The organism is Metallococcus carri (assembly GCF_011440275.1).
Taxonomy (GTDB): Bacteria; Actinomycetota; Actinomycetes; order Actinomycetales; family Dermatophilaceae; genus Metallococcus; species Metallococcus carri.
In genome coordinates, this window is record NZ_JAAOIV010000014.1 from 1 (window position 1) to 16860 (window position 16860).

Here is a 16860-nt window from a genome sequence, read left to right on the forward strand (position 1 = left end):
GAGGCAAAGACACCGACCACACGGGCCGGGTCAGCTGGTTGATGAGACAGACCACGCGAGAGCCAACACCTACCCTGCCAGCCAGCCCCAGGCCAGCCACCCACACACTTACAGCTGGTTGAGCAAGGGCCGAGCCTGCGAGGCCCGCGTCGAAACCACGGCGACCGGGCGCTTCCGCCTCCGTCGTTGGTTGCGCAAGTGGGGGGAGCGAAGCGGAGGAGCGCGTCGAAACCCCGGCGTTCCGGCCCGCCGGCAGCGTCAGTCGGCGAAAAGTTCGGCGACCTCGCGGCGCAGGACCGCCGCACCGCTGGCCGGATCATGGCAGATCGCCCGGATGCCGACGGCCTGCGCGGCCGCGACATTGACCGGCAGGTCGTCGATGAAACCGACCTCGCTCGCGTCGATGCCAAGGTCGTCGAGGATGAACCGGAAGAACTCCTCCTCCGGCTTGATGACGCCCATCCGCGAGGACCAATAGGTCCGGTCGAAATGCTCGAGATAGCCGAGCCGTTCGGTCATCCACGCGACCCGGTGGTCCTGCTGGTTGGTGGCCAGGCAGGTGAGGATGCCCCGCGCCCGGGTGTCGTCGACAATCCTCATCGCGTCGGCGTCCACGACCGTCCGCTCCCACAGCGTGAGCAGCTCCTCGACGCTCGGAGTCGGGCCGTCCCAGCCGTCGACGGCCTGCTGCAGGGCCGCGCGGAGGCTCGTCTCACCGCGCAGCGCGGGGAGTTCGGCGACGAAGAGCACCTCGGCGAATCCCTCGCCGCCGACGAAGTCGAGCCGCTCCTGCCAGTCCAGTTCGTTGTGCTGCAGCACGCCGTCGGCGTCCCACAGCAGCGCTCGCACCCTGCTCATTCGTGCTCGCCATCGAGGTAGGCGCATCGACCGGCGCAAAACGCCCACGTGGGCGATCGGTGTGCCTGGGGTCCATCGTGACTGGCGCAAAACGCCCACGTGGGCGATCTGTGTGCCTGGGGTGCCGCGTCACCGGTACACCGATTCCCGAGCTGGAGGCCTCCCGCCAGAGCACCGGTCATGGACAGCAGCCAACCAGAGTCGTGGCCGACCGCTCGTCGAGGGGCCAGGCGCCGCGCCCGTCAGCAGTGCCTGAGCCGCCCTATTTCACCCGTATGCCGGGTGCTCCCGCCACCGTCTCCCCGATCACCGGAGCGCCCGGCACCTCACCGACGACGAGCAACCCGCCCGAGGTCTGCGCGTCGGCGAGCAACAGCAGCTCGTCCTCGCCGAGGCTCGAATCCACATGGGGCGCAACCCATTCCAGGTTGCGCCGCGTCCCGCCGGAGACGAAACCCTCGGCCAGTGAGGAGCGCGCGCCCTCCAGATAGGGCACCGCCGAGGCATCGATGACCGCACCCACACCTGAGGCCCGGCACATCTTCCACAGATGCCCGAGCAACCCGAAACCGGTCACATCGGTCGCGGCCCGGACCCCAGCGGCCACGGCGGCGGACGCAGCGTCCGCGTTCAGGGTCGTCATCGACGCGATCGCCTGCGGGAAGACCTCGCCGGTCGACTTGTGCCGGTTGTTGAGCACGCCTACGCCGAGCGGTTTGGTGAGGGAGATCGGCATACCGGGAACGGCAGCATCGTTGCGCAGCAACGCATCCGGGTCGGCGACGCCGGTGACCGCCATACCGAATTTCGGCTCGGGGTCGTCGATCGAGTGGCCGCCGAGGACGGGGCATCCGGCTTCGGTGCCGATCGCCAGACCGCCGCGCAACACCTCGGTCAGCACCGACATCGGCAGCACGTCACGCGGCCAGCCGACCAGGTTGAGCGCCACGACCGGCCGCCCGCCCATCGCGTAGATGTCCGACAGCGCGTTGGCCGCCGCAATCCGCCCGAAGTCGTAGGGATCGTCCACGACGGGCGTGAAGAAGTCCGCCGTCGACAGCACCGCCAGCGACCCGACCCGCACGGCCGCGGCATCGTCACCATCGTCCAGCCCGACGAGCACCTCGCCGACCGACTGCCCGGTGAGATCGCGCACCGCATCTTCGAGCTCGCCCGGGGGAATCTTGCAGGCACAACCGCCGCCGTGGGCGTACTGGGTGAGTCGGAGCGCGTCCATGGCCACGACTGTAGGCAGGTAGTTTGTGCGGTGGAGGCGTCAGGGTTCCTGGTGGGCCCCCCGGTCTTCAAAACCGGTGAGGCCGAGTATCTCGGCCTGGCGGGTTCGATTCCCGTCCGCCTCCGCCATATGTTCCGCCTGTGAAGGAGGTGCCCGGTGTCCGACGACCCACGCCGCAGGATCCCGCGCACCGACACCCTCCTCGCCGACCCGCGGTTCGCGGCTGCCGCCGAACGGCACGGTCGCGACCGCGTCCGGGCCGCGATCACCACCGCCCAGGAGGCCGCTCGCAGCGGCGAGATTGCGCCGGAAGACGTTGCGGGACAAGCCCTTTCCCGTATGCCGGCCGCGCCGTCCAGTCTGCGTCGGGTCATCAATGCGACGGGCGTGGTGGTGCACACCAACCTGGGCCGGGCACCGCTGTCCGAGGCCGCCGTCGAGGCGGTTGCGGCAGCGGCCGGTTATACCGATGTCGAGTTCGACCTGGCGACGGGTGCTCGCGCGCGGCGAGGTGCGGCCGCTCTGGACGCGCTGCTCGAGCGGGTGCCCGAAGCCGGCTCCGCGCTCGTGGTCAACAACGGCGCGGCCGCCCTGGTGCTGGCCACGACTGCGCTCGCCCAGGGCAAGGAGGTCGTGGTCAGCCGTGGCGAACTCATCGAGATCGGTGACGGCTTCCGGCTGCCCGAGCTGATCGCCTCCACCGGTGCCCGGCTGCGCGAGGTCGGCACCACCAACCGCACCCACCTGCGCGATTACGCCGAAGCGGTCGGCCCCGACACCGGCTGCATCCTCAAGGCCCACCCGAGCAATTTCGCCATGACCGGATTCACCAGCGGGGTCGGTGTCGACGAGCTGAGCACGCTCGGTGCGCCAGTCGTCGCTGACATCGGCAGCGGGTTGCTGGCACCCGAGCCCACCCTCCCCGCCGAACCGGACGCGCGCACCTGGCTGCGTGAGGGCGCCAGCATCGTGACCGCGAGCGGCGACAAGCTGCTTGGCGGTCCCCAGGCCGGGATCGTCCTCGGTGACGCGGCGATCGTCGAGCGCCTGCGCCGGCACCCGCTGGCCCGCGCCCTGCGCGTCGACAAGCTCACCCTCGCCGCGCTCGAGGCGACGGTGGCCGGCCCGACCCCGCCGGTGCTGCGCGCCATCCGCGCAACGGCCAACGACGTGGCCCACCGGACCCGGCGGATCGCCGAGGCGCTCGGCACCGACGTTGTCGAGGTCGACGGCCGGGTCGGCGGCGGCGGCGCTCCGGGAATCCCCTTGTCCGGTATGGCGATTGCCCTGCCTGCCGCTGTCGCCGAACGATTGCGTCTGGGCACTCCGCCGGTGGTGGCGCGCGTTGCCGATGGACGCTGCCTGGTCGATCTGCGGTGCGTGCCCGAGCCCGACGACGACGCCCTGCTTGACGCGCTGCGCGCCGCACTCGGCTGATGCGCGTCGTCGCTACCGCCGGCCACGTCGACCACGGCAAGAGCGCGCTCGTGCGGGCGCTCACCGGCACTGACCCAGACCGGCTCGAGGAGGAGCACCGACGCGGCCTCACCATCGACCTCGGCTATGCCGGGATGAGGTTGCCGAGCGGGCAGCCGCTCGCCTTCGTCGACGTGCCCGGCCATCGCCGGTTCATCGGCAACATGCTTGCCGGCCTCGGCCCGGCCCCTGCCGTCGTCTTCGTCGTTGCAGCCGACCAGGGCTGGCAGGCCCAGTCGAGCGAACACCTCGAGGCGATCGACGCCCTCGGCCTCAGCGACGGGTTGGTCGCCATCACCCGCGCCGACCTGGCGACCGACGAACGCATCGCCCAGGTCCGCGCCGACATCGAGGCAGCCTTCGCCCCGACATCACTCGGCCGGCCGCCGGTCGTGGTCACCTCGACCCGCACCGGGCAGGGTCTGGACACCCTGCGCACCAGCCTCGACGACCTGGTCGCGCGGATGCCGACGCCCTCGACCGAGGGGCCGGTGCGCTTCTGGATCGACCGATCGTTCACGATCGCCGGTGCGGGCACCGTCGTGACCGGCACACTCGCCGCGGGCGAGATCGGCCTCGGCGACCGGCTCGACATCGACGGCCGCGAGGCCACGGTGCGCTCGGTGCAAGTGCTCGGTGCGGCCACCGACCGTGCCGCTCCCGTCTCGCGCGTCGCGCTCGGGCTGCGCGGGGTCAGCGTCGACGATGTGCCGCGCGGCACCGCCGCCCTGACCCCCGATTCGCACCTGCTCGCCACCGTCATCGACGTATGCCGGACCGGCGGACGTGCGTGGAGCGACGCGGCTCCCGAGATCACCCTGCACGTCGGCACGGCCGCCGTGCCGGTGCGGGTGCGTCCCCTCGACGACGATCACGCCCGGCTGCGGCTCGACACCCCTGTGCCGTTACGGCTCGGTGACCGGGTGATTCTGCGCGACCCGTCGGCGGGCCGAATCCATTGCGGCGCAACGGTTCTCGCCATCGATCCGCCCGAGCTGAGCCGCCGGGGAGCGGCCCGGCGGCGCGCGCGCGATCTGCAGGGGCGCGGCACCAGCGTCGGCGAGATCGTGGCCGACCACGGCGCGGCGCCGCTCGAGCGACTCCGCCGGGAGGGCGCCACGGGCCTCGACACCCTGCCCACCACCCTCGACGACAACCACGCGGCCCGCGTGCACGGCTGGGTCATCGCCCCCGAGCGCACCCGCGACTGGGCAGCGCGACTGCAGGAACTCGTCGCACAGGATGCCACCGACCCGCTCAGCGACGGCCTCAGCCCCGCCCGTGCCGCTCACGCCCTCCACGCCCCCGAGCAGCTGGTCCCCGCGCTGGCGGCCCACGCTGGGTTGACCCTGGTGGATGGGCGGATCCGGTCAGCCGACCACCGCACCGGGCTCGGGGCGCACGAGGCGGCCGTGAACGTCATACGAGAACGCTTGCGGGACAAGCCTTTTGACGCACCTGAGGCGGACGAACTGGCCGAGCTGGGCCTCGACGCACGGGCGCTCGCCACCGCCGAGCGGCGCGGGCTGCTGCTGCGCCTGCCCGGCGGGATCGTGCTGCTGCCCGACGCCCCCGCGCGCGCCATGCGGGCGCTGGCCGCACTCGACGGACCGTTCACCGCCAGCCAGGCCAAGGCGGCCTGGCAGACCAGCCGGCGGGTCGCCATACCTCTGCTGGAGCATCTCGACGAGCGGCGCTGGACCCGGCGCGTGGACCCCACTCACCGGGTCGTGGTGCGCTGAGGGACCAACCGGCGGCCGGTCCCGGATAGGTTGAGGTGGACGAAAACCCACTCTCGACGAAAGGTCTGCCATGTCTCTGGTCCGACTGATCGCCCGCCCCCTGCTTGCTGCCCCGTTCGTGGTTGGCGGCGTCAGCCAGCTGCGCAACAGCGACAAGCTCGCCGGCGTGGCCCAGCCCGTCACCGACAAGATCGCCCCCGCGGCCAAGCTGCCGACCAAGGACCCCGACCTGTTGGTGAAGGCCAATGGTGCGGCGATGATCGTCGGCGGTGCGATGCTCGCGACCGGCCGTTTCCCGCGGTTGTCCTCGTTGCTGCTGTCCGGTCTGCTCGTGCCGACCACGGTCGCCGGCCACTCGTTCTGGAACGAGACTGATGTGGTGAAGAAGCGGCAGCAGCAGACCGGCTTCGTCACCAACCTCGGCCTGCTCGGCGGGTTGCTGCTCGCCTCGGTGGACACCGCAGGCAAGCCCGGGCTGGCCTACCGCGCCGGCATGGCCAAGGACAGCGTGGAGCGCGCCGCCGGCACTGGCAAGCTGCGCGCGCGGCTCGCGCTGGCTCAGGCGCAGTCGCACGTCCCGACCCCCTGAACGCGACCCGGCCCGGGGCATCCGTCGCGGATGCGCCCCGGGCCGGCGGTGTGCGGTGTCCTATTCGGCGGCGACGACGATGCGTCGCGGACCTTGGATGAAGCCGTGCTGCACGCCCCACAGGACCGCCTGACTGCGTGAACTCACGCCCATCGTGCGGTAAGCCGTGCGGATATAGGACTTCACCGAGTTGATCGACAGGTAGAGCCTTGCTGCGATCTGCTGGTTGGACAGGCCCTGGGTGATCAGCGCGATGACCTCGGCCTCGCGCGCGGTCAGGCCGAGGTCCTTGCCCGGCCAGTCACCGTGTTGTGGCTCGGTCTCGCCCGCGCCGGACCGCACGATCTGGCCGGCGTGGATGCGCTCGATCGCATCGACGAGTTCGGCAGCGCCGAGCGCCTTCGACAGCACACCGCGCACGCCGCGGGTGAGCGCGTCGTCGATATAGGCAGGCACCAGATTCCACGAATACACCGCAAGCGCAGCGATATTCGGGTTGTCCATCATGGTCGACAGTTCGCCCGCCTGCCGGGTGTCCATCGCGAACGAGTCGTAGAGCGCGACATCCACCGGCTGGTCGACCTCGTGGTCGGCGTCGAGTTCGACGACCCGCACGCGGCCGGCATACGGCCGCAGCATCTCGTGCAGGCCGCGAACGACCAGCTCATAGTCGTTCACGACGGCGAGGCGCACTGCGGGTGTCGGCATACCCCCAACGTATACGTCCCTTCGGGCGAAACGCCCTCCTGCGCTCGTGACGCGGCGGAGAGCAACCCGAAAGGGTGGACTGCCGGCCGACGAAGCCCCAGGTATGCCGCCACGTAGGCTCGGTGACCATGTACAAGCTCCTGCTCACGCTGCACCTGGTCGCGGTGATCTTCTCGATCGGTCCGCTCGTCCACTTCGCCACCACCGCGGCGCGCGGGCTGCGGCGCGGCGACGCCTTCGAGACCAAGGCGGCATCGCGTTCGGCGAAGCTCTACTCCCTGGTGTCCTTGCTGGCCGTGGTCTTCGGCTTCGGGCTGGTGTCGGCCAAGAGCCCCTACACCGGCAAGCCCGTGGCGTCGATGAGCGACCTGTGGGTCCTGGCCTCGCTGGCGCTGTGGGTCGTGGCCGTCGCCATCGTGATCGCGGTGATCGTGCCGTGCCTGGACAAGGCGACGGTGATGATCGGCAAGGGTGCCTCACCCTCCGCGCTCACCGGCCGGGTCGCGGCAGCCGGTGGCGTGGTGGCGCTGCTGTTCATCGCCGTCGTCGCGCTGATGGTCTACCAGCCCTGACGAGTCGCGTTCAGCGGTGGGCGTCGAGCCAGGCGATCACGTCGGCGGTGACCTCGTCGCGGTTGGTCTCGTTGAGCATCTCGTGCCGCCCGCCCGGATAGAGGGTCACCGACACCTCGCGCACCCCGGCGCGGCGTAGCTGCTCGGCCACCTGGCCCACACCCTTGCCGTTGGCGCCCACGGGGTCCTGGTCGCCCGACATCAGCAGGATCGGCAGGTCCTGCGGCGTGCGCGCGACCTTGCCGTCCCGGTGGATGTCGGCCAACCCACCGAGCAGATCGCTATAGAAGCCGGCGGTGAAGACCTGCCCGGCGTCCGGGTCGGCGATGTACTTGTCGACCTCGGCCGGGTCGCGGCTGAGCCAGTCGAAGTCGGTGCGGTTGGGCTTGAAGCCCGCGTTGTACTGCCCGAAGGTGAGGGTGTTCATCAGGCCCGAGCGGTGCCGGCGGCCGCGCACCTTGCCCTGCACGATGGCGATCACGCCGCCCACCCGGCCGAGCAGGCCCGGGTCGCCGCCGGTGCCGGACAGCACAACACCGGCCAACGGTTGGTGCGGGCGCTGCAGATAGGCGCGGGACAAGAACGACCCCATGCTGTGGCCGAAGAGGAAGACCGGCAGGCCCGGGTGCTCCTGGCGAGCCTTGGCGTCGACGGTCCCGAGGTCGCCCACGACGAGATCGAAACCATCGCGATCGGCGAAATAGCCGACCTCGTCCGGCGCCGCGGTGCGGCCGTGGCCGCGGTGGTCTTCGGCATACACCGCATAGCCCGCATCGGTGAGGGCCTGCGCGAACCGGGCATAGCGACCGGCGTGCTCGGCCATGCCGTGGGCGATCTGGACCACGGCGACCGGCTCGCCGTCGGGCAGCCAGCGGTAGACGTGCAGGGGGGTGCCGTCGGCGGCATTCAAGGTGAGGCTGTCGGCCTGCATCGAGGGGGCTCCTTCGCGCTCCAAAGGGTGGTCGCGACCCTACGCTGACCCCATGCTCCGTGACAGCTTCTTCGGCCGGATCATGGGGATCGGGTCGACCAGCGGAGTGCGGGTCGTGGTGGGTTCGTGGGACCAGTCGCCGTTCGGCCGGTTCGCGGACGCGATGATCGCCGACACCTTCGGGCGGCGCGTGCTGCTCGCCCCCACCAAGACCGTGGCCGACTACGTCTCGAGCACCTACACCTTCGACGAGATCGTCGTGGAGGACATCGAGGTCGACCCCTTCTTCAGCGTGCGCTCGCACTCCCTGTGCCTCGACGTCGCGCTCGGCGAACGCGGCCTGCTCGGGTCGTTCCTGCGCGCCATCCCGCGATCGATCGCGCACAGTCCGCTGCTCGCCGAGCTCGTCGACCCGATCGCCTCGGCGATGCTGCCCGGCGTGCGGACCGCCGGCAGCGCCGGGTCCGGCCGGCGCGAGTACTACTGCGCCACCGACCACGTCCCTGTGCGCGCGATGGCCGGCACCTGGCGCGGTATGCCGCTCGGCGAGCTTGCGCCCGTCACGCCGCCCCCAGCGTTCGGGTTCGCCTCGTCACCGGCCAAGCCCAGCGTGGTCAGTCTGCGCACCGTCGTCGACCGCCCGGAACCGTGACAAAGCTCCGAGGCGTTTGCGGGTCGAGGGGAAGTACCGTGGAGGTACGACGCAAGGAGTCACCATGTGGATGGTCCACCCGATCGCGCTGATCGTGCTGGCGATGTTCGCCGGTGTGATCTGGACCAAGGATGACCGCCGGATCGCGACCCTGGGGGTCGGCCTGGTGGTGCTGACTGTCCTCGGTGCCGGCTGGGTGGTGCACCCGGCCGCCGCGTTGTGCCTGGCGTCCTTCGTCAGTCGTGGCGCCGCCAGCGGCGTGCTCGACCGTGACCGGCGCGCGATCCGGGCCGCCCTCGGTATGGCGTTGATGGCTGTGCTCGGCGCGGTCTGGGTGCTGGTGCCGGCTGCGGCGCTCACCATCGCCACCCTGGTGGGGCGCACGCCACGGCCGCGGTCGCTCGCCCGCCAACAGGCCAAGCAAGCCGCCTTCCAGTCCCGTCCGCGTCCGATGGCGCCGCCGATTCCGGTGCGCCCCGGGCCATTGGAGATGCTCGCTCGGCATCCTCGCGTGCCCGCGGACGCGCGCAAGGTGGCGGCGGCCCTGGATCAGCGCTGCCAAGCCACCCTCGCCTACCTGCGCGAGCGCGGCGTGGGCACCGGATCGCTCGCCTTCGAGGTCGAGCAGATCCGTGGCGACTTCGCTCCCGCTGCGCTGCAGTCCTATTTGCAGTTGCCGCCGGAGAATGCCGACCAGGCGCCCCTGCTCGACGGCCGCACCGGCCGTGACCTGCTGCTGGAGCAGCTCGATCTGTTGCATCGCGGCGTTGAGGATGTGCGGGCCCGCGCGACCGAGCTCGGTGGTGAGCAGATGATCGCCGGCCACCGCTTCCTCACCCAGAAGTTCGGTGAGCGTCCGACCGACCTGAAGCTGTAGCGGGCCCGACCCGGCATACGCGAGCGCCCTATCACCGGCTGTCGGTGATAGGGCGCTGGCGTTGTGCTGGTCAGCCGCAGTTGCCCCAGGCCCAGCGGCCACCGCTGGCGTGCGGCTTGCCGGCCCAGGTCTTGCTCACATCGCCCCAGTAGGCGACGCACCGGTTGCGGCCGTAGGCCTTCACATAGGCGTAGTTCTTGAAGTTGCCCCAGCTCTCGCGGTAGCCCTTGCCGCCCATGCCGACCACGGCGATCCGGGCGAGCGTCGGAGTCGAGATGCCGCGGTATGCCGACTTCGTGGTCACCACACAGTTGTAGCCACTGCTGCGGTTGTAGCCGAGGTAGACGTGCCCCCACACGCTGCCACCCGGCGTCTTCAGGGCTCGCACGCCGTCCCGGACAACGTAATAGTTCGAGCCACACACACTGCGAACGACCGAGTTCGGCGTCGCCTCGGAGCTGCTGGCGTTGATCAGTCCGACGCCGGTCAGCCCGATCGTTCCTGCGGCGACGGCCGCGGTCGTGATCTTGGTCTTGCGCTTCATGGAGCTTCCCCTCCTGGTTGCGGTGGCTTGCCTCTGTGCCACCGATAAAGCCTTCGACGGTGTGGCCTATATCACGGTTCCGTCACGAAAGGTGGGGGTAGGAACTCCTCCGCCGAGCGGGCACTTGTCGCCGCCCGAGCGGGTCCTTGTCGCCGCCCGAGCGGGTCCTTTCGCCGGCTGCGAGGCCCTCGGTTGTAGGCGTTGGTGGGCGGACCGGAAGTTGGATGCGCCATCGGCAGCTGGTGGCCGCGGCGGGAGCTCTACCTCCCGGTCAGGTCACCATTTTGGGTTGAGACCACCGACTGCCCCCTGGCCCACCACTGTCGGCACGCGCCACCCGCGGACCGTATGCGGTGTCGCTGTCAGCGTCCGTGTCTCGGCGCACTTTGGGCGCGTCACGCGCGGACGCTGGGCCGGGGCCTTGCCAGTGTCCGCGTCGCAGCGCACTCCTGGGTGCATCACGCGCGGACCGTGGGCCAGAGCCCCGCCAGCGTCCGTGTGCTGATGCATCGTCAGCGGTACCGGCACTCAATGGGCCGGAGCGCCTGACGCTTGGGCGGTGGCGCGTCATACCGTCAGCGGTAGCGGCGCTCAATGGGCCGGAGCGCCTGACGCTTGGCGGTGGCGCGTCATACCGTCAGCGGTACCGGCGCTCAATGGGCCGCAGCGCCTGACGCTTGGCGGTGGCGCGTCATACCGTCAGCGGTAGCGGCGCTCAATGGGCCGGAGCGCCTGACGCTTGGCGGTGGCGCGTCATACCGTCAGCGGTACCGGCGCTCAATGGGCCGCAGCGCCTGACGCTTGGCGACTTCATAGCGCAGCGTCAGCGGCACCGGCACCTCAACGGCCGGAGCGCCTGACGCTCGGCGGTGGCGCGTCATACCGTCAGCGGTACCGGCACTCAATGGGGCCGGAGCGCCTGACGCTCGGCGGTGGCGCGTCATACCGTCAGCGGTACCGGCACCTCAACGGCCGCAGCGCCTGACACCTGGCGACTTCATAGCGCAGCGTCAGCGGCACCGGCACGCAAGGAGCCGCGGCGCAATGACGAAGGCGCACCACGACCAAACCGGTCGTGGCGCGCCTTCGGCGGAGCGAATCGGTGCCAAGCCTCAGCGCGGTTCGTCGCCGGTGATGAAGGCCTCCAGGCGGGCGCGGCCGATCTCGTCGGCGCGCTGCTCCGGCGGGGACTTCATCAGGTAGGACGACGCCGACAGCAGCGGGCCACCGATGCCGCGGTCCTTGGCAATCTTCGCGGCGCGGATCGCGTCGATGATGATGCCGGCGGAGTTAGGGGAGTCCCAGACCTCCAGCTTGTACTCCAGGTTCAGCGGCACGTCACCGAAGGCGCGACCCTCCAGGCGGACATAGGCCCACTTGCGGTCGTCCAGCCAGGCGACATAGTCCGACGGGCCGATGTGCACATTGCGGTCGTCGGCGCCGACGCCGGCCAGCGGGCCGTTGAGGTTGGAGGTGACGGCCTGGGTCTTGGAGACCTTCTTGGACTCCAGGCGCTCGCGCTCGAGCATGTTCTTGAAGTCCATGTTGCCGCCGACGTTGAGCTGGTAGGTGCGGTCCAGCACGACACCGCGGTCCTCGAACAGCTTGGCCATCACCCGGTGGGTGATGGTCGCGCCGACCTGGGACTTGATGTCGTCACCGATGATCGGCACGCCGGCGTCCTCGAACTTCTTGGCCCACTCCGGGTCGCTCGCGATGAAGACCGGCAGCGCGTTGACGAAGGCGACGCCCGCGTCGATCGCGCACTGCGCGTAGAACTTGTCGGCCTCCTCCGAACCCACCGGCAGGTAGGACACGAGCACGTCGACCTTGGCGTCCTTGAGCGCCTGGACGACGTCGACCGGGTCCTTGGCCGACTCCTCGATGGTGAGCTTGTAGTACTTGCCGAGCCCGTCGAGGGTGTGGCCGCGCTGCACCTCGACGCCCGAGGTCGGCACATCGCAGATCTTGATGGTGTTGTTCTCCGAGGAGTTGATCGCCTCGGCCAGGTCCTTGCCGACCTTCTTGTCGTCGACGTCGAAGGCCGCAACGAACTCGACGTCATTGACGTGGTAGTCGCCGAACTTCACGTGCATCAGGCCCGGCACGGAGCCGGACGGGTCTGCGTCCTTGTAGTACTCGACGCCCTGCACCAGCGAGCTGGCGCAGTTGCCGACGCCGACGATGGCGACGCGGATGGATCCCATGGTTTCTCCTCAGTTCTCGGCCGGACGGCCAGGGGGGTTGTCGTCGCCCGAGCCGTAGCTCGAGCGTTCGGTCTCGATGAGCTCGGACAGCCAGCGGACCTCGCGCTCGGTGGAGTCGAGGCCGTGCTGGTGCAGCTCTGCGGTGTACCGATCGGCGCGCTCCCGTCGCTCCCGCGCCGCCGCGCGGGCCAGGTCGAGTCGCTCCTCCAGCCGGCTGCGGCGACCTTCGAGGATCCGCAGCCGGGTGTCGCGACTCGCCATACCGAAGAAGGCGAAGTGGACGTCGAAGGTTTCGTCCTCCCACGCCGCCGGCCCGGTGCGGCTCATCAGCGTCTGGAAGTGCTCCTTGCCCTCCGCGGTGAGCTGGTAGGTGATGCGCGCCCGCTTGCCCGCACCCGCCTCGTGCTGCTCGGTCACCCAGCCGCGGTCGCCGAGCGAGCGCAGGCAGGGATAGAGCGAGCCGAAGGAGACCGCACGGAACGCGCCGAGCACACCGGACAGCTGTTTGCGCAGCTCGTATCCGTGCAGTGGCCCGTCGTGCAGCAGCCCGAGAACGGCGAGCTCGAGGATGGCGCCGCGTCGCGACATACCGTGCTCCTCTCGCCCGATGCAGACAAACGGTGACTTTGTCAGGGTGAGCCTACCTCACGATGTATCGATCCGATACATCAAGCCCGTATGCCGGGGCCGCCTTGCGGGATGGACCTCGCGGACAGCCCGCGGGCTTAGCATGTCCGGCGTGACTGACCGGCCCACGACCAGCGAGACCGCCGCCACGCCGCCTGCAGGCGGTCGCACGCGGCGCCGCCGCACCCGCCGCCGTCCCCTGTGGGTGACTGTGCTGCTGCGCGCCTTCCTCGGTTTCTTCCTGCTTTTCCTGATCGGAGCGGCGGCTTTCATCGTCATCTATCTGCGGACCGAGGTTCCGCAGCCGAATGCCGATGCCAACAAGCAGTTGTCGATCATCTACTACAGCGACGGCAAGACCGAGCTGGATCGCTTCTCGACGGTCAACCGAGAGGACGTTCCGCTGGCCAAGGTCCCGACAACGGTGCAATACGAATTCCTCGCCGCCGAGGACCGCAATTTTTACAAGAACCGCGGCGTCTCGCCCACCGGCATCGCGCGCGCGGTGTGGAACGGGCTCACTGGCAAGGGCGAGCAGGGCGGCTCGACCATCACTCAGCAATACGTCAAGAACTATTTCTTGACCCAGGACCGCACGGTTACCCGCAAGGTCAAGGAGATCATCATCTCCTTGAAGATCGACCAAAAATACTCCAAGCAGCAGATTCTGCAGGACTACCTCAACAACACCTATTTCGGCCGCAATGCCTACGGCATCCAGGCTGCGTCGAAGACCTATTTCAACAAGGACGTCTCCCAGCTCAACCCGAGCGAAGGCGCCTTCCTCGCCTCGATCATCAACGCGCCCGGCTACTACGACCCGGCCAACGGCCAGGCCGCCGAGGAGCGCACCCGCTACCGGATGGACTACGTGTTGTCCGGCATGGTCTCCCAGGGTTGGATGACCCAGGCGGAGAAGGACCGGCAGACCTACCCCAAGGTCCAGGGCATCAAGGCGCGCAAATATGCCGGTGGCCCGAACGGCTACATCACCGCCGCGGTGCGCTCGGAACTCAAACAGAAGCTGCGACTCACCGATGAGGACATCGACCGCGGCGGCCTGCGGATCGTCACCACGATCGACAAGAACGACCAGGCAGCCGCCGTGCGGGCGGTCAACCGCAATATGCCGCCGCAGTCGCCGGATAAGCCGGTGCTGAATGTGGGTCTGGTCGCCCAGAAGCCGGACGGCGCGGTGGTTGCGATGTATGGCGGCGCCGACTACGCCAAGAACCAATACAGCTCGGCGACCCAGGCGAGCATGCAGGGCGGCTCGAGCTTCAAGGTCTTCGGCCTCACCGCGGCGCTGGAGAACGGCTTCAGTCTCAACAGCCGGTTCGACGGTTCCAGCCCGCTGAAACTTCCGGGCACCAAGCCGCTGCGCAATGACCAGGACGAGCAGTTCGGCAATATCACCTTGCGCACCGCACTCGCCAAATCGGTCAACACCTCGTTCTTGCGCCTCAATGTCAAGATGGGCCCGGCCAAGACCCGCGATGCGGCGGTGCAACTCGGCATACCGGCGACCAGCGGCAGCCTCAACGGCAATGTCACCAACATCCTCGGTGAGGCGTCGGTGCGGGTTGCCGACATGGCCAACGCCTTCAGCACCGTCGGGTCCGGCGGCAACAAGGCCGACCCCTACTACATCGCCAAGGTGTCGAGCGTCGCCGGCGACTACAGCTACGAGGCCAAGCCGTCGACGCAGCCGGTCCTCGACGGCAAGGTCGCGGCCGATGTCGCCAACGCCATGAGTGGCGTGCTCAAGCCGGGCGGCACGGCATACAACTCGGTCCAGGGCTTCACCCGGCCGGCGGGCGGCAAGACCGGCACGACCGACGGCTACAAGTCGGCGTGGTTCACCGGGTTCACCCCGAACCAGCTCACCACCTCGGTCGGCATGTATGCCGGCACCGGCACCACCGCGGGCACGCAGTCGCTCGCGCCGGCCGGTGCGAGCTTCTACGGCGGGGCGGTGCCGGCGCAGATCTGGGCCGACTTCATGCAGAACGCGCTCAAGGGTGAGCCGGTCGCGAAGCTGCCGGCACCGGGCAATGTCAACGGAGGCGGCGCCGAGCCGACCAGCGTTGCGCCGCCGCCGACAACCACCACCACGACGCCCTCAAGCACCTCGACCCCGAGCAGTTCGACGAGCACATCGACCAGCAGTACGACGAGCACGTCCACCAGCACGCCGACCTCGAGCAGCCCGACGAGCACATCGAGCACGACTACTCCGAGCTCGACCGCCACACCCACGCTGACCTCGACGGCGCCGCCCCCCGCGACCTCGACCCGGCCGCCGAGCGCGCCGACGACGACGCCGAGCCCGCCCGCGGCGCGGTCCACCCCGACCGCGCCGAGCCTTCCGGTGCCGACCGGATAGCTTCTGACCCGTGACGCTCTCGCCCTCGGGCCACCACGACCCGGCCGTTCGCGACCGGCTGACCGTGCCGTCCCGCGGTGACGCCGTCGCGGCGGCCGCGGTCGAATTCGCGGGCGGACCGACCGGCCGGTATGCCGCGGTCGGCCGGCACGGCCTGCGGTATGCCGTCGCGGTCCTCTCGGCGCTCGCCAGCGTGCTCGTCGCGCTCGGCGTGCTGCAGAAGAACCACTGTGTCCGCAGCGGCTGGTCTTCGCCCGGATCGCTGTGGCGCGCCTGCTATTCCGACCTGCCGATCGGGCTGACCGCGACCGGCGGCCCGTGGGCTTCCGGCGGTCCCGGGCACAACCAGCCCGTCCTCACCGCGGTGCTGCAGTGGGCGGTGCGCGAGATCACTCCAGCGAGCGATGCCCTCGGCCAGCAGCAGCGGTATTTCGCCTTCGCCGCGGTGATCATCGCGGTGCTCATCGGCCTGACCGTCGCGGCGACCGCCGCGATGCTGCCGCGCACCCCGTGGCTGGCCGCCCATGTCGCACTCAGCCCGGTGCTGATCACCGCCGCGCTGGTCTCCTTCGATGTCTTCGGCGTGTGCCTGGCCACCCTCGGTATGGCGGCGTGGTACCGCCGGCGCCCCGAGCTCGCCGGCGTCTTGCTCGGCCTGGCCACGATGGCCCGCACCTATCCGCTCGTCCTGGTCGCCGCCATTGCGTTGATCGCGCTGCGCGATGGCCGTCGCGCCGAGCTCACCCGGCTGCTGATCGCAGCGGCCGGCGCCATCGCGGTCTCGCTCGGCATCGCGTTCCTGTGGGGCGGGAATCCCTTCCAGGTCTACGGCGGCTGGCTCGACGCCGCTGCGGCATACGGCTCGCCGTGGTTCATCCCGACGATGGTCAAGCACCCGGTGAGCGCGACCACCGCCACCGGGTTGGCGATGATCGGCTGGGCGGCGGCGATCGCCGTCGGGGTCTATCTGACCCGGCGCCCGGCGCGGCAGACGCCGCTCGCGCCGCTGGCCCTCACCATGCTGGTGATCGTGCTCGCCACCGGCAAGGCGCTGCCCGTGCAGGCGTGCTTGTGGGTGCTGCCGCTCCTCGCCCTGTGCGCGGTCCGCTGGCGCGATCACCTGGTGTGGGCCGGGGTCGAGATCGTCTACTTCGTCATGGTCTGGATGTATGCCGCCGCCGGCGCCAACCCCGGCAAGGGCTTGCCGAGCGCGGCTTACACCGTCTTCCTGCTCGTGCGGCTCATCGCGTATGCCGGCCTCGCCTGGCTCGCGTGGGAGACCGCCGAAGAGCTCGATGACCACCTCGATCCCGAGGGCGCCGCGGCCGCGGACGCCGAGCTCGCCGCGGTGCACGCCGAACACCGGGCGTTGTTCGCCGTTGGTGGCGAGACCACGGGCGAGTCATCCACAGGTGACGCTCCGAATTCGACCGAGCCGACCTCGCGCTCATAGA

15 protein-coding genes and 1 tRNA gene are annotated in these 16860 nt (G+C 69.8%); 9 read left to right on the plus strand and 7 right to left on the minus strand.

Translation table 11 applies throughout. From position 1 onward, the window contains the following. Window positions 1-258: 258 nt before the first annotated feature. Window positions 259-858, minus strand: a complete 600-nt coding sequence (locus G9U51_RS15965; protein WP_166198403.1) for an HAD-IA family hydrolase — start codon at window positions 856-858, stop codon at window positions 259-261. Window positions 859-1120: 262 nt separating this feature from the next. Beyond that, window positions 1121-2095: a selenide, water dikinase SelD gene (gene selD / locus G9U51_RS15970; RefSeq protein ID WP_166198405.1), complete on the minus strand. Its 975-nt coding sequence runs from the start codon at window positions 2093-2095 to the stop codon at window positions 1121-1123. 32 nt (window positions 2096-2127) lie between these two features. Between selD and G9U51_RS15975 the strand changes: the two genes are divergently transcribed. The 4 genes from G9U51_RS15975 to G9U51_RS15990 all read left to right on the plus strand — a co-directional run bounded on the left by G9U51_RS15975 (window position 2128) and on the right by G9U51_RS15990 (window position 5902). Continuing rightward, window positions 2128-2223 (plus strand) — tRNA-Sec (locus tag G9U51_RS15975). 28 nt (window positions 2224-2251) lie between these two features. Further along, window positions 2252-3532, plus strand: a complete 1281-nt coding sequence (gene selA, locus G9U51_RS15980) for an L-seryl-tRNA(Sec) selenium transferase (RefSeq protein WP_166198407.1) — start codon at window positions 2252-2254, stop codon at window positions 3530-3532. Continuing rightward, complete coding sequence (gene selB / locus G9U51_RS15985; RefSeq protein ID WP_166198409.1) at window positions 3532-5313, plus strand: selenocysteine-specific translation elongation factor; 1782 nt, start codon at window positions 3532-3534, stop codon at window positions 5311-5313. The genes selA and selB overlap by 1 nt, the downstream gene beginning before the upstream one ends. 70 nt (window positions 5314-5383) lie before the next feature. Beyond that, window positions 5384-5902 (plus strand): DoxX family protein, encoded by a 519-nt coding sequence (locus tag G9U51_RS15990; RefSeq protein ID WP_166198411.1) that lies wholly within the window; start codon window positions 5384-5386, stop codon window positions 5900-5902. Between the two features lie 60 nt (window positions 5903-5962). Here G9U51_RS15990 and G9U51_RS15995 read toward each other — a convergent pair whose 3' ends face one another. Next, window positions 5963-6610, minus strand: a complete 648-nt coding sequence (locus tag G9U51_RS15995; protein WP_166198414.1) for a helix-turn-helix transcriptional regulator — start codon at window positions 6608-6610, stop codon at window positions 5963-5965. A gap of 128 nt (window positions 6611-6738) precedes the next feature. Here G9U51_RS15995 and G9U51_RS16000 point away from each other — a divergent pair, with 128 nt between their 5' ends. Then, window positions 6739-7182 carry a hypothetical protein gene (locus G9U51_RS16000; protein ID WP_166198416.1) on the plus strand — a complete coding sequence of 148 codons (444 nt, stop codon included), beginning with the start codon at window positions 6739-6741 and terminating at the stop codon, window positions 7180-7182. Window positions 7183-7192: 10 nt separating this feature from the next. Here the strand turns inward: G9U51_RS16000 and G9U51_RS16005 are convergent, their stop codons facing one another. Then, window positions 7193-8113 (minus strand): alpha/beta hydrolase, encoded by a 921-nt coding sequence (locus G9U51_RS16005; RefSeq protein WP_166198418.1) that lies wholly within the window; start codon window positions 8111-8113, stop codon window positions 7193-7195. 52 nt (window positions 8114-8165) lie between these two features. Here G9U51_RS16005 and G9U51_RS16010 point away from each other — a divergent pair, with 52 nt between their 5' ends. Both G9U51_RS16010 and G9U51_RS16015 read left to right on the plus strand, forming a co-directional pair. Beyond that, window positions 8166-8765: a hypothetical protein gene (locus G9U51_RS16010; protein WP_166198420.1), complete on the plus strand. Its 600-nt coding sequence runs from the start codon at window positions 8166-8168 to the stop codon at window positions 8763-8765. 64 nt (window positions 8766-8829) lie between these two features. Beyond that, on the plus strand, window positions 8830-9642 hold the full coding sequence (locus tag G9U51_RS16015) for an SUR7/PalI family protein (RefSeq protein ID WP_166198422.1): 813 nt from the start codon (window positions 8830-8832) through the stop codon (window positions 9640-9642). Window positions 9643-9712: 70 nt separating this feature from the next. Here the strand turns inward: G9U51_RS16015 and G9U51_RS16020 are convergent, their stop codons facing one another. The 3 genes from G9U51_RS16020 to G9U51_RS16030 all read right to left on the minus strand — a co-directional run bounded on the left by G9U51_RS16020 (window position 9713) and on the right by G9U51_RS16030 (window position 12981). After that, window positions 9713-10186, minus strand: a complete 474-nt coding sequence (locus tag G9U51_RS16020) for a hypothetical protein (RefSeq protein WP_166198424.1) — start codon at window positions 10184-10186, stop codon at window positions 9713-9715. A gap of 1112 nt (window positions 10187-11298) precedes the next feature. After that, a complete protein-coding gene (locus tag G9U51_RS16025; protein ID WP_166198426.1) occupies window positions 11299-12393 on the minus strand; it encodes an inositol-3-phosphate synthase in 1095 nt (364 codons plus the stop codon). A 9-nt stretch (window positions 12394-12402) separates the two neighbouring features. Next, complete coding sequence (locus G9U51_RS16030; RefSeq protein ID WP_166198428.1) at window positions 12403-12981, minus strand: PadR family transcriptional regulator; 579 nt, start codon at window positions 12979-12981, stop codon at window positions 12403-12405. A 151-nt stretch (window positions 12982-13132) separates the two neighbouring features. On the opposite strand from G9U51_RS16030, the gene G9U51_RS16035 reads away from it, so the two are divergent. Both G9U51_RS16035 and G9U51_RS16040 read left to right on the plus strand, forming a co-directional pair. Next, window positions 13133-15406: a transglycosylase domain-containing protein gene (locus G9U51_RS16035; RefSeq protein WP_166198430.1), complete on the plus strand. Its 2274-nt coding sequence runs from the start codon at window positions 13133-13135 to the stop codon at window positions 15404-15406. 10 nt (window positions 15407-15416) lie between these two features. Continuing rightward, window positions 15417-16859, plus strand: a complete 1443-nt coding sequence (locus G9U51_RS16040) for a glycosyltransferase 87 family protein (RefSeq protein ID WP_166198432.1) — start codon at window positions 15417-15419, stop codon at window positions 16857-16859. Window position 16860: the final 1 nt, after the last annotated feature.

Excerpts from the sequence above, each read along its gene's own strand:
- G9U51_RS16000 (WP_166198416.1), top strand. The coding sequence starts at position 6,739 with ATGTACAAGCTCCTGCTCACGCTGCACCTGGTCGCGGTGATCTTCTCG.
- G9U51_RS16015 (WP_166198422.1), top strand. The coding sequence starts at position 8,830 with ATGTGGATGGTCCACCCGATCGCGCTGATCGTGCTGGCGATGTTCGCC.
- G9U51_RS16025 (WP_166198426.1), bottom strand. The coding sequence starts at position 12,393 with ATGGGATCCATCCGCGTCGCCATCGTCGGCGTCGGCAACTGCGCCAGC.
- selD (WP_166198405.1), bottom strand. The coding sequence starts at position 2,095 with ATGGACGCGCTCCGACTCACCCAGTACGCCCACGGCGGCGGTTGTGCC.
- selB (WP_166198409.1), top strand. The coding sequence starts at position 3,532 with ATGCGCGTCGTCGCTACCGCCGGCCACGTCGACCACGGCAAGAGCGCG.
- G9U51_RS16030 (WP_166198428.1), bottom strand. The coding sequence starts at position 12,981 with ATGTCGCGACGCGGCGCCATCCTCGAGCTCGCCGTTCTCGGGCTGCTG.
- G9U51_RS16010 (WP_166198420.1), top strand. The coding sequence starts at position 8,166 with ATGCTCCGTGACAGCTTCTTCGGCCGGATCATGGGGATCGGGTCGACC.
- G9U51_RS16005 (WP_166198418.1), bottom strand. The coding sequence starts at position 8,113 with ATGCAGGCCGACAGCCTCACCTTGAATGCCGCCGACGGCACCCCCCTG.
- G9U51_RS16020 (WP_166198424.1), bottom strand. The coding sequence starts at position 10,186 with ATGAAGCGCAAGACCAAGATCACGACCGCGGCCGTCGCCGCAGGAACG.
- G9U51_RS15995 (WP_166198414.1), bottom strand. The coding sequence starts at position 6,610 with ATGCCGACACCCGCAGTGCGCCTCGCCGTCGTGAACGACTATGAGCTG.
- G9U51_RS15965 (WP_166198403.1), bottom strand. The coding sequence starts at position 858 with ATGAGCAGGGTGCGAGCGCTGCTGTGGGACGCCGACGGCGTGCTGCAG.
- G9U51_RS15990 (WP_166198411.1), top strand. The coding sequence starts at position 5,384 with ATGTCTCTGGTCCGACTGATCGCCCGCCCCCTGCTTGCTGCCCCGTTC.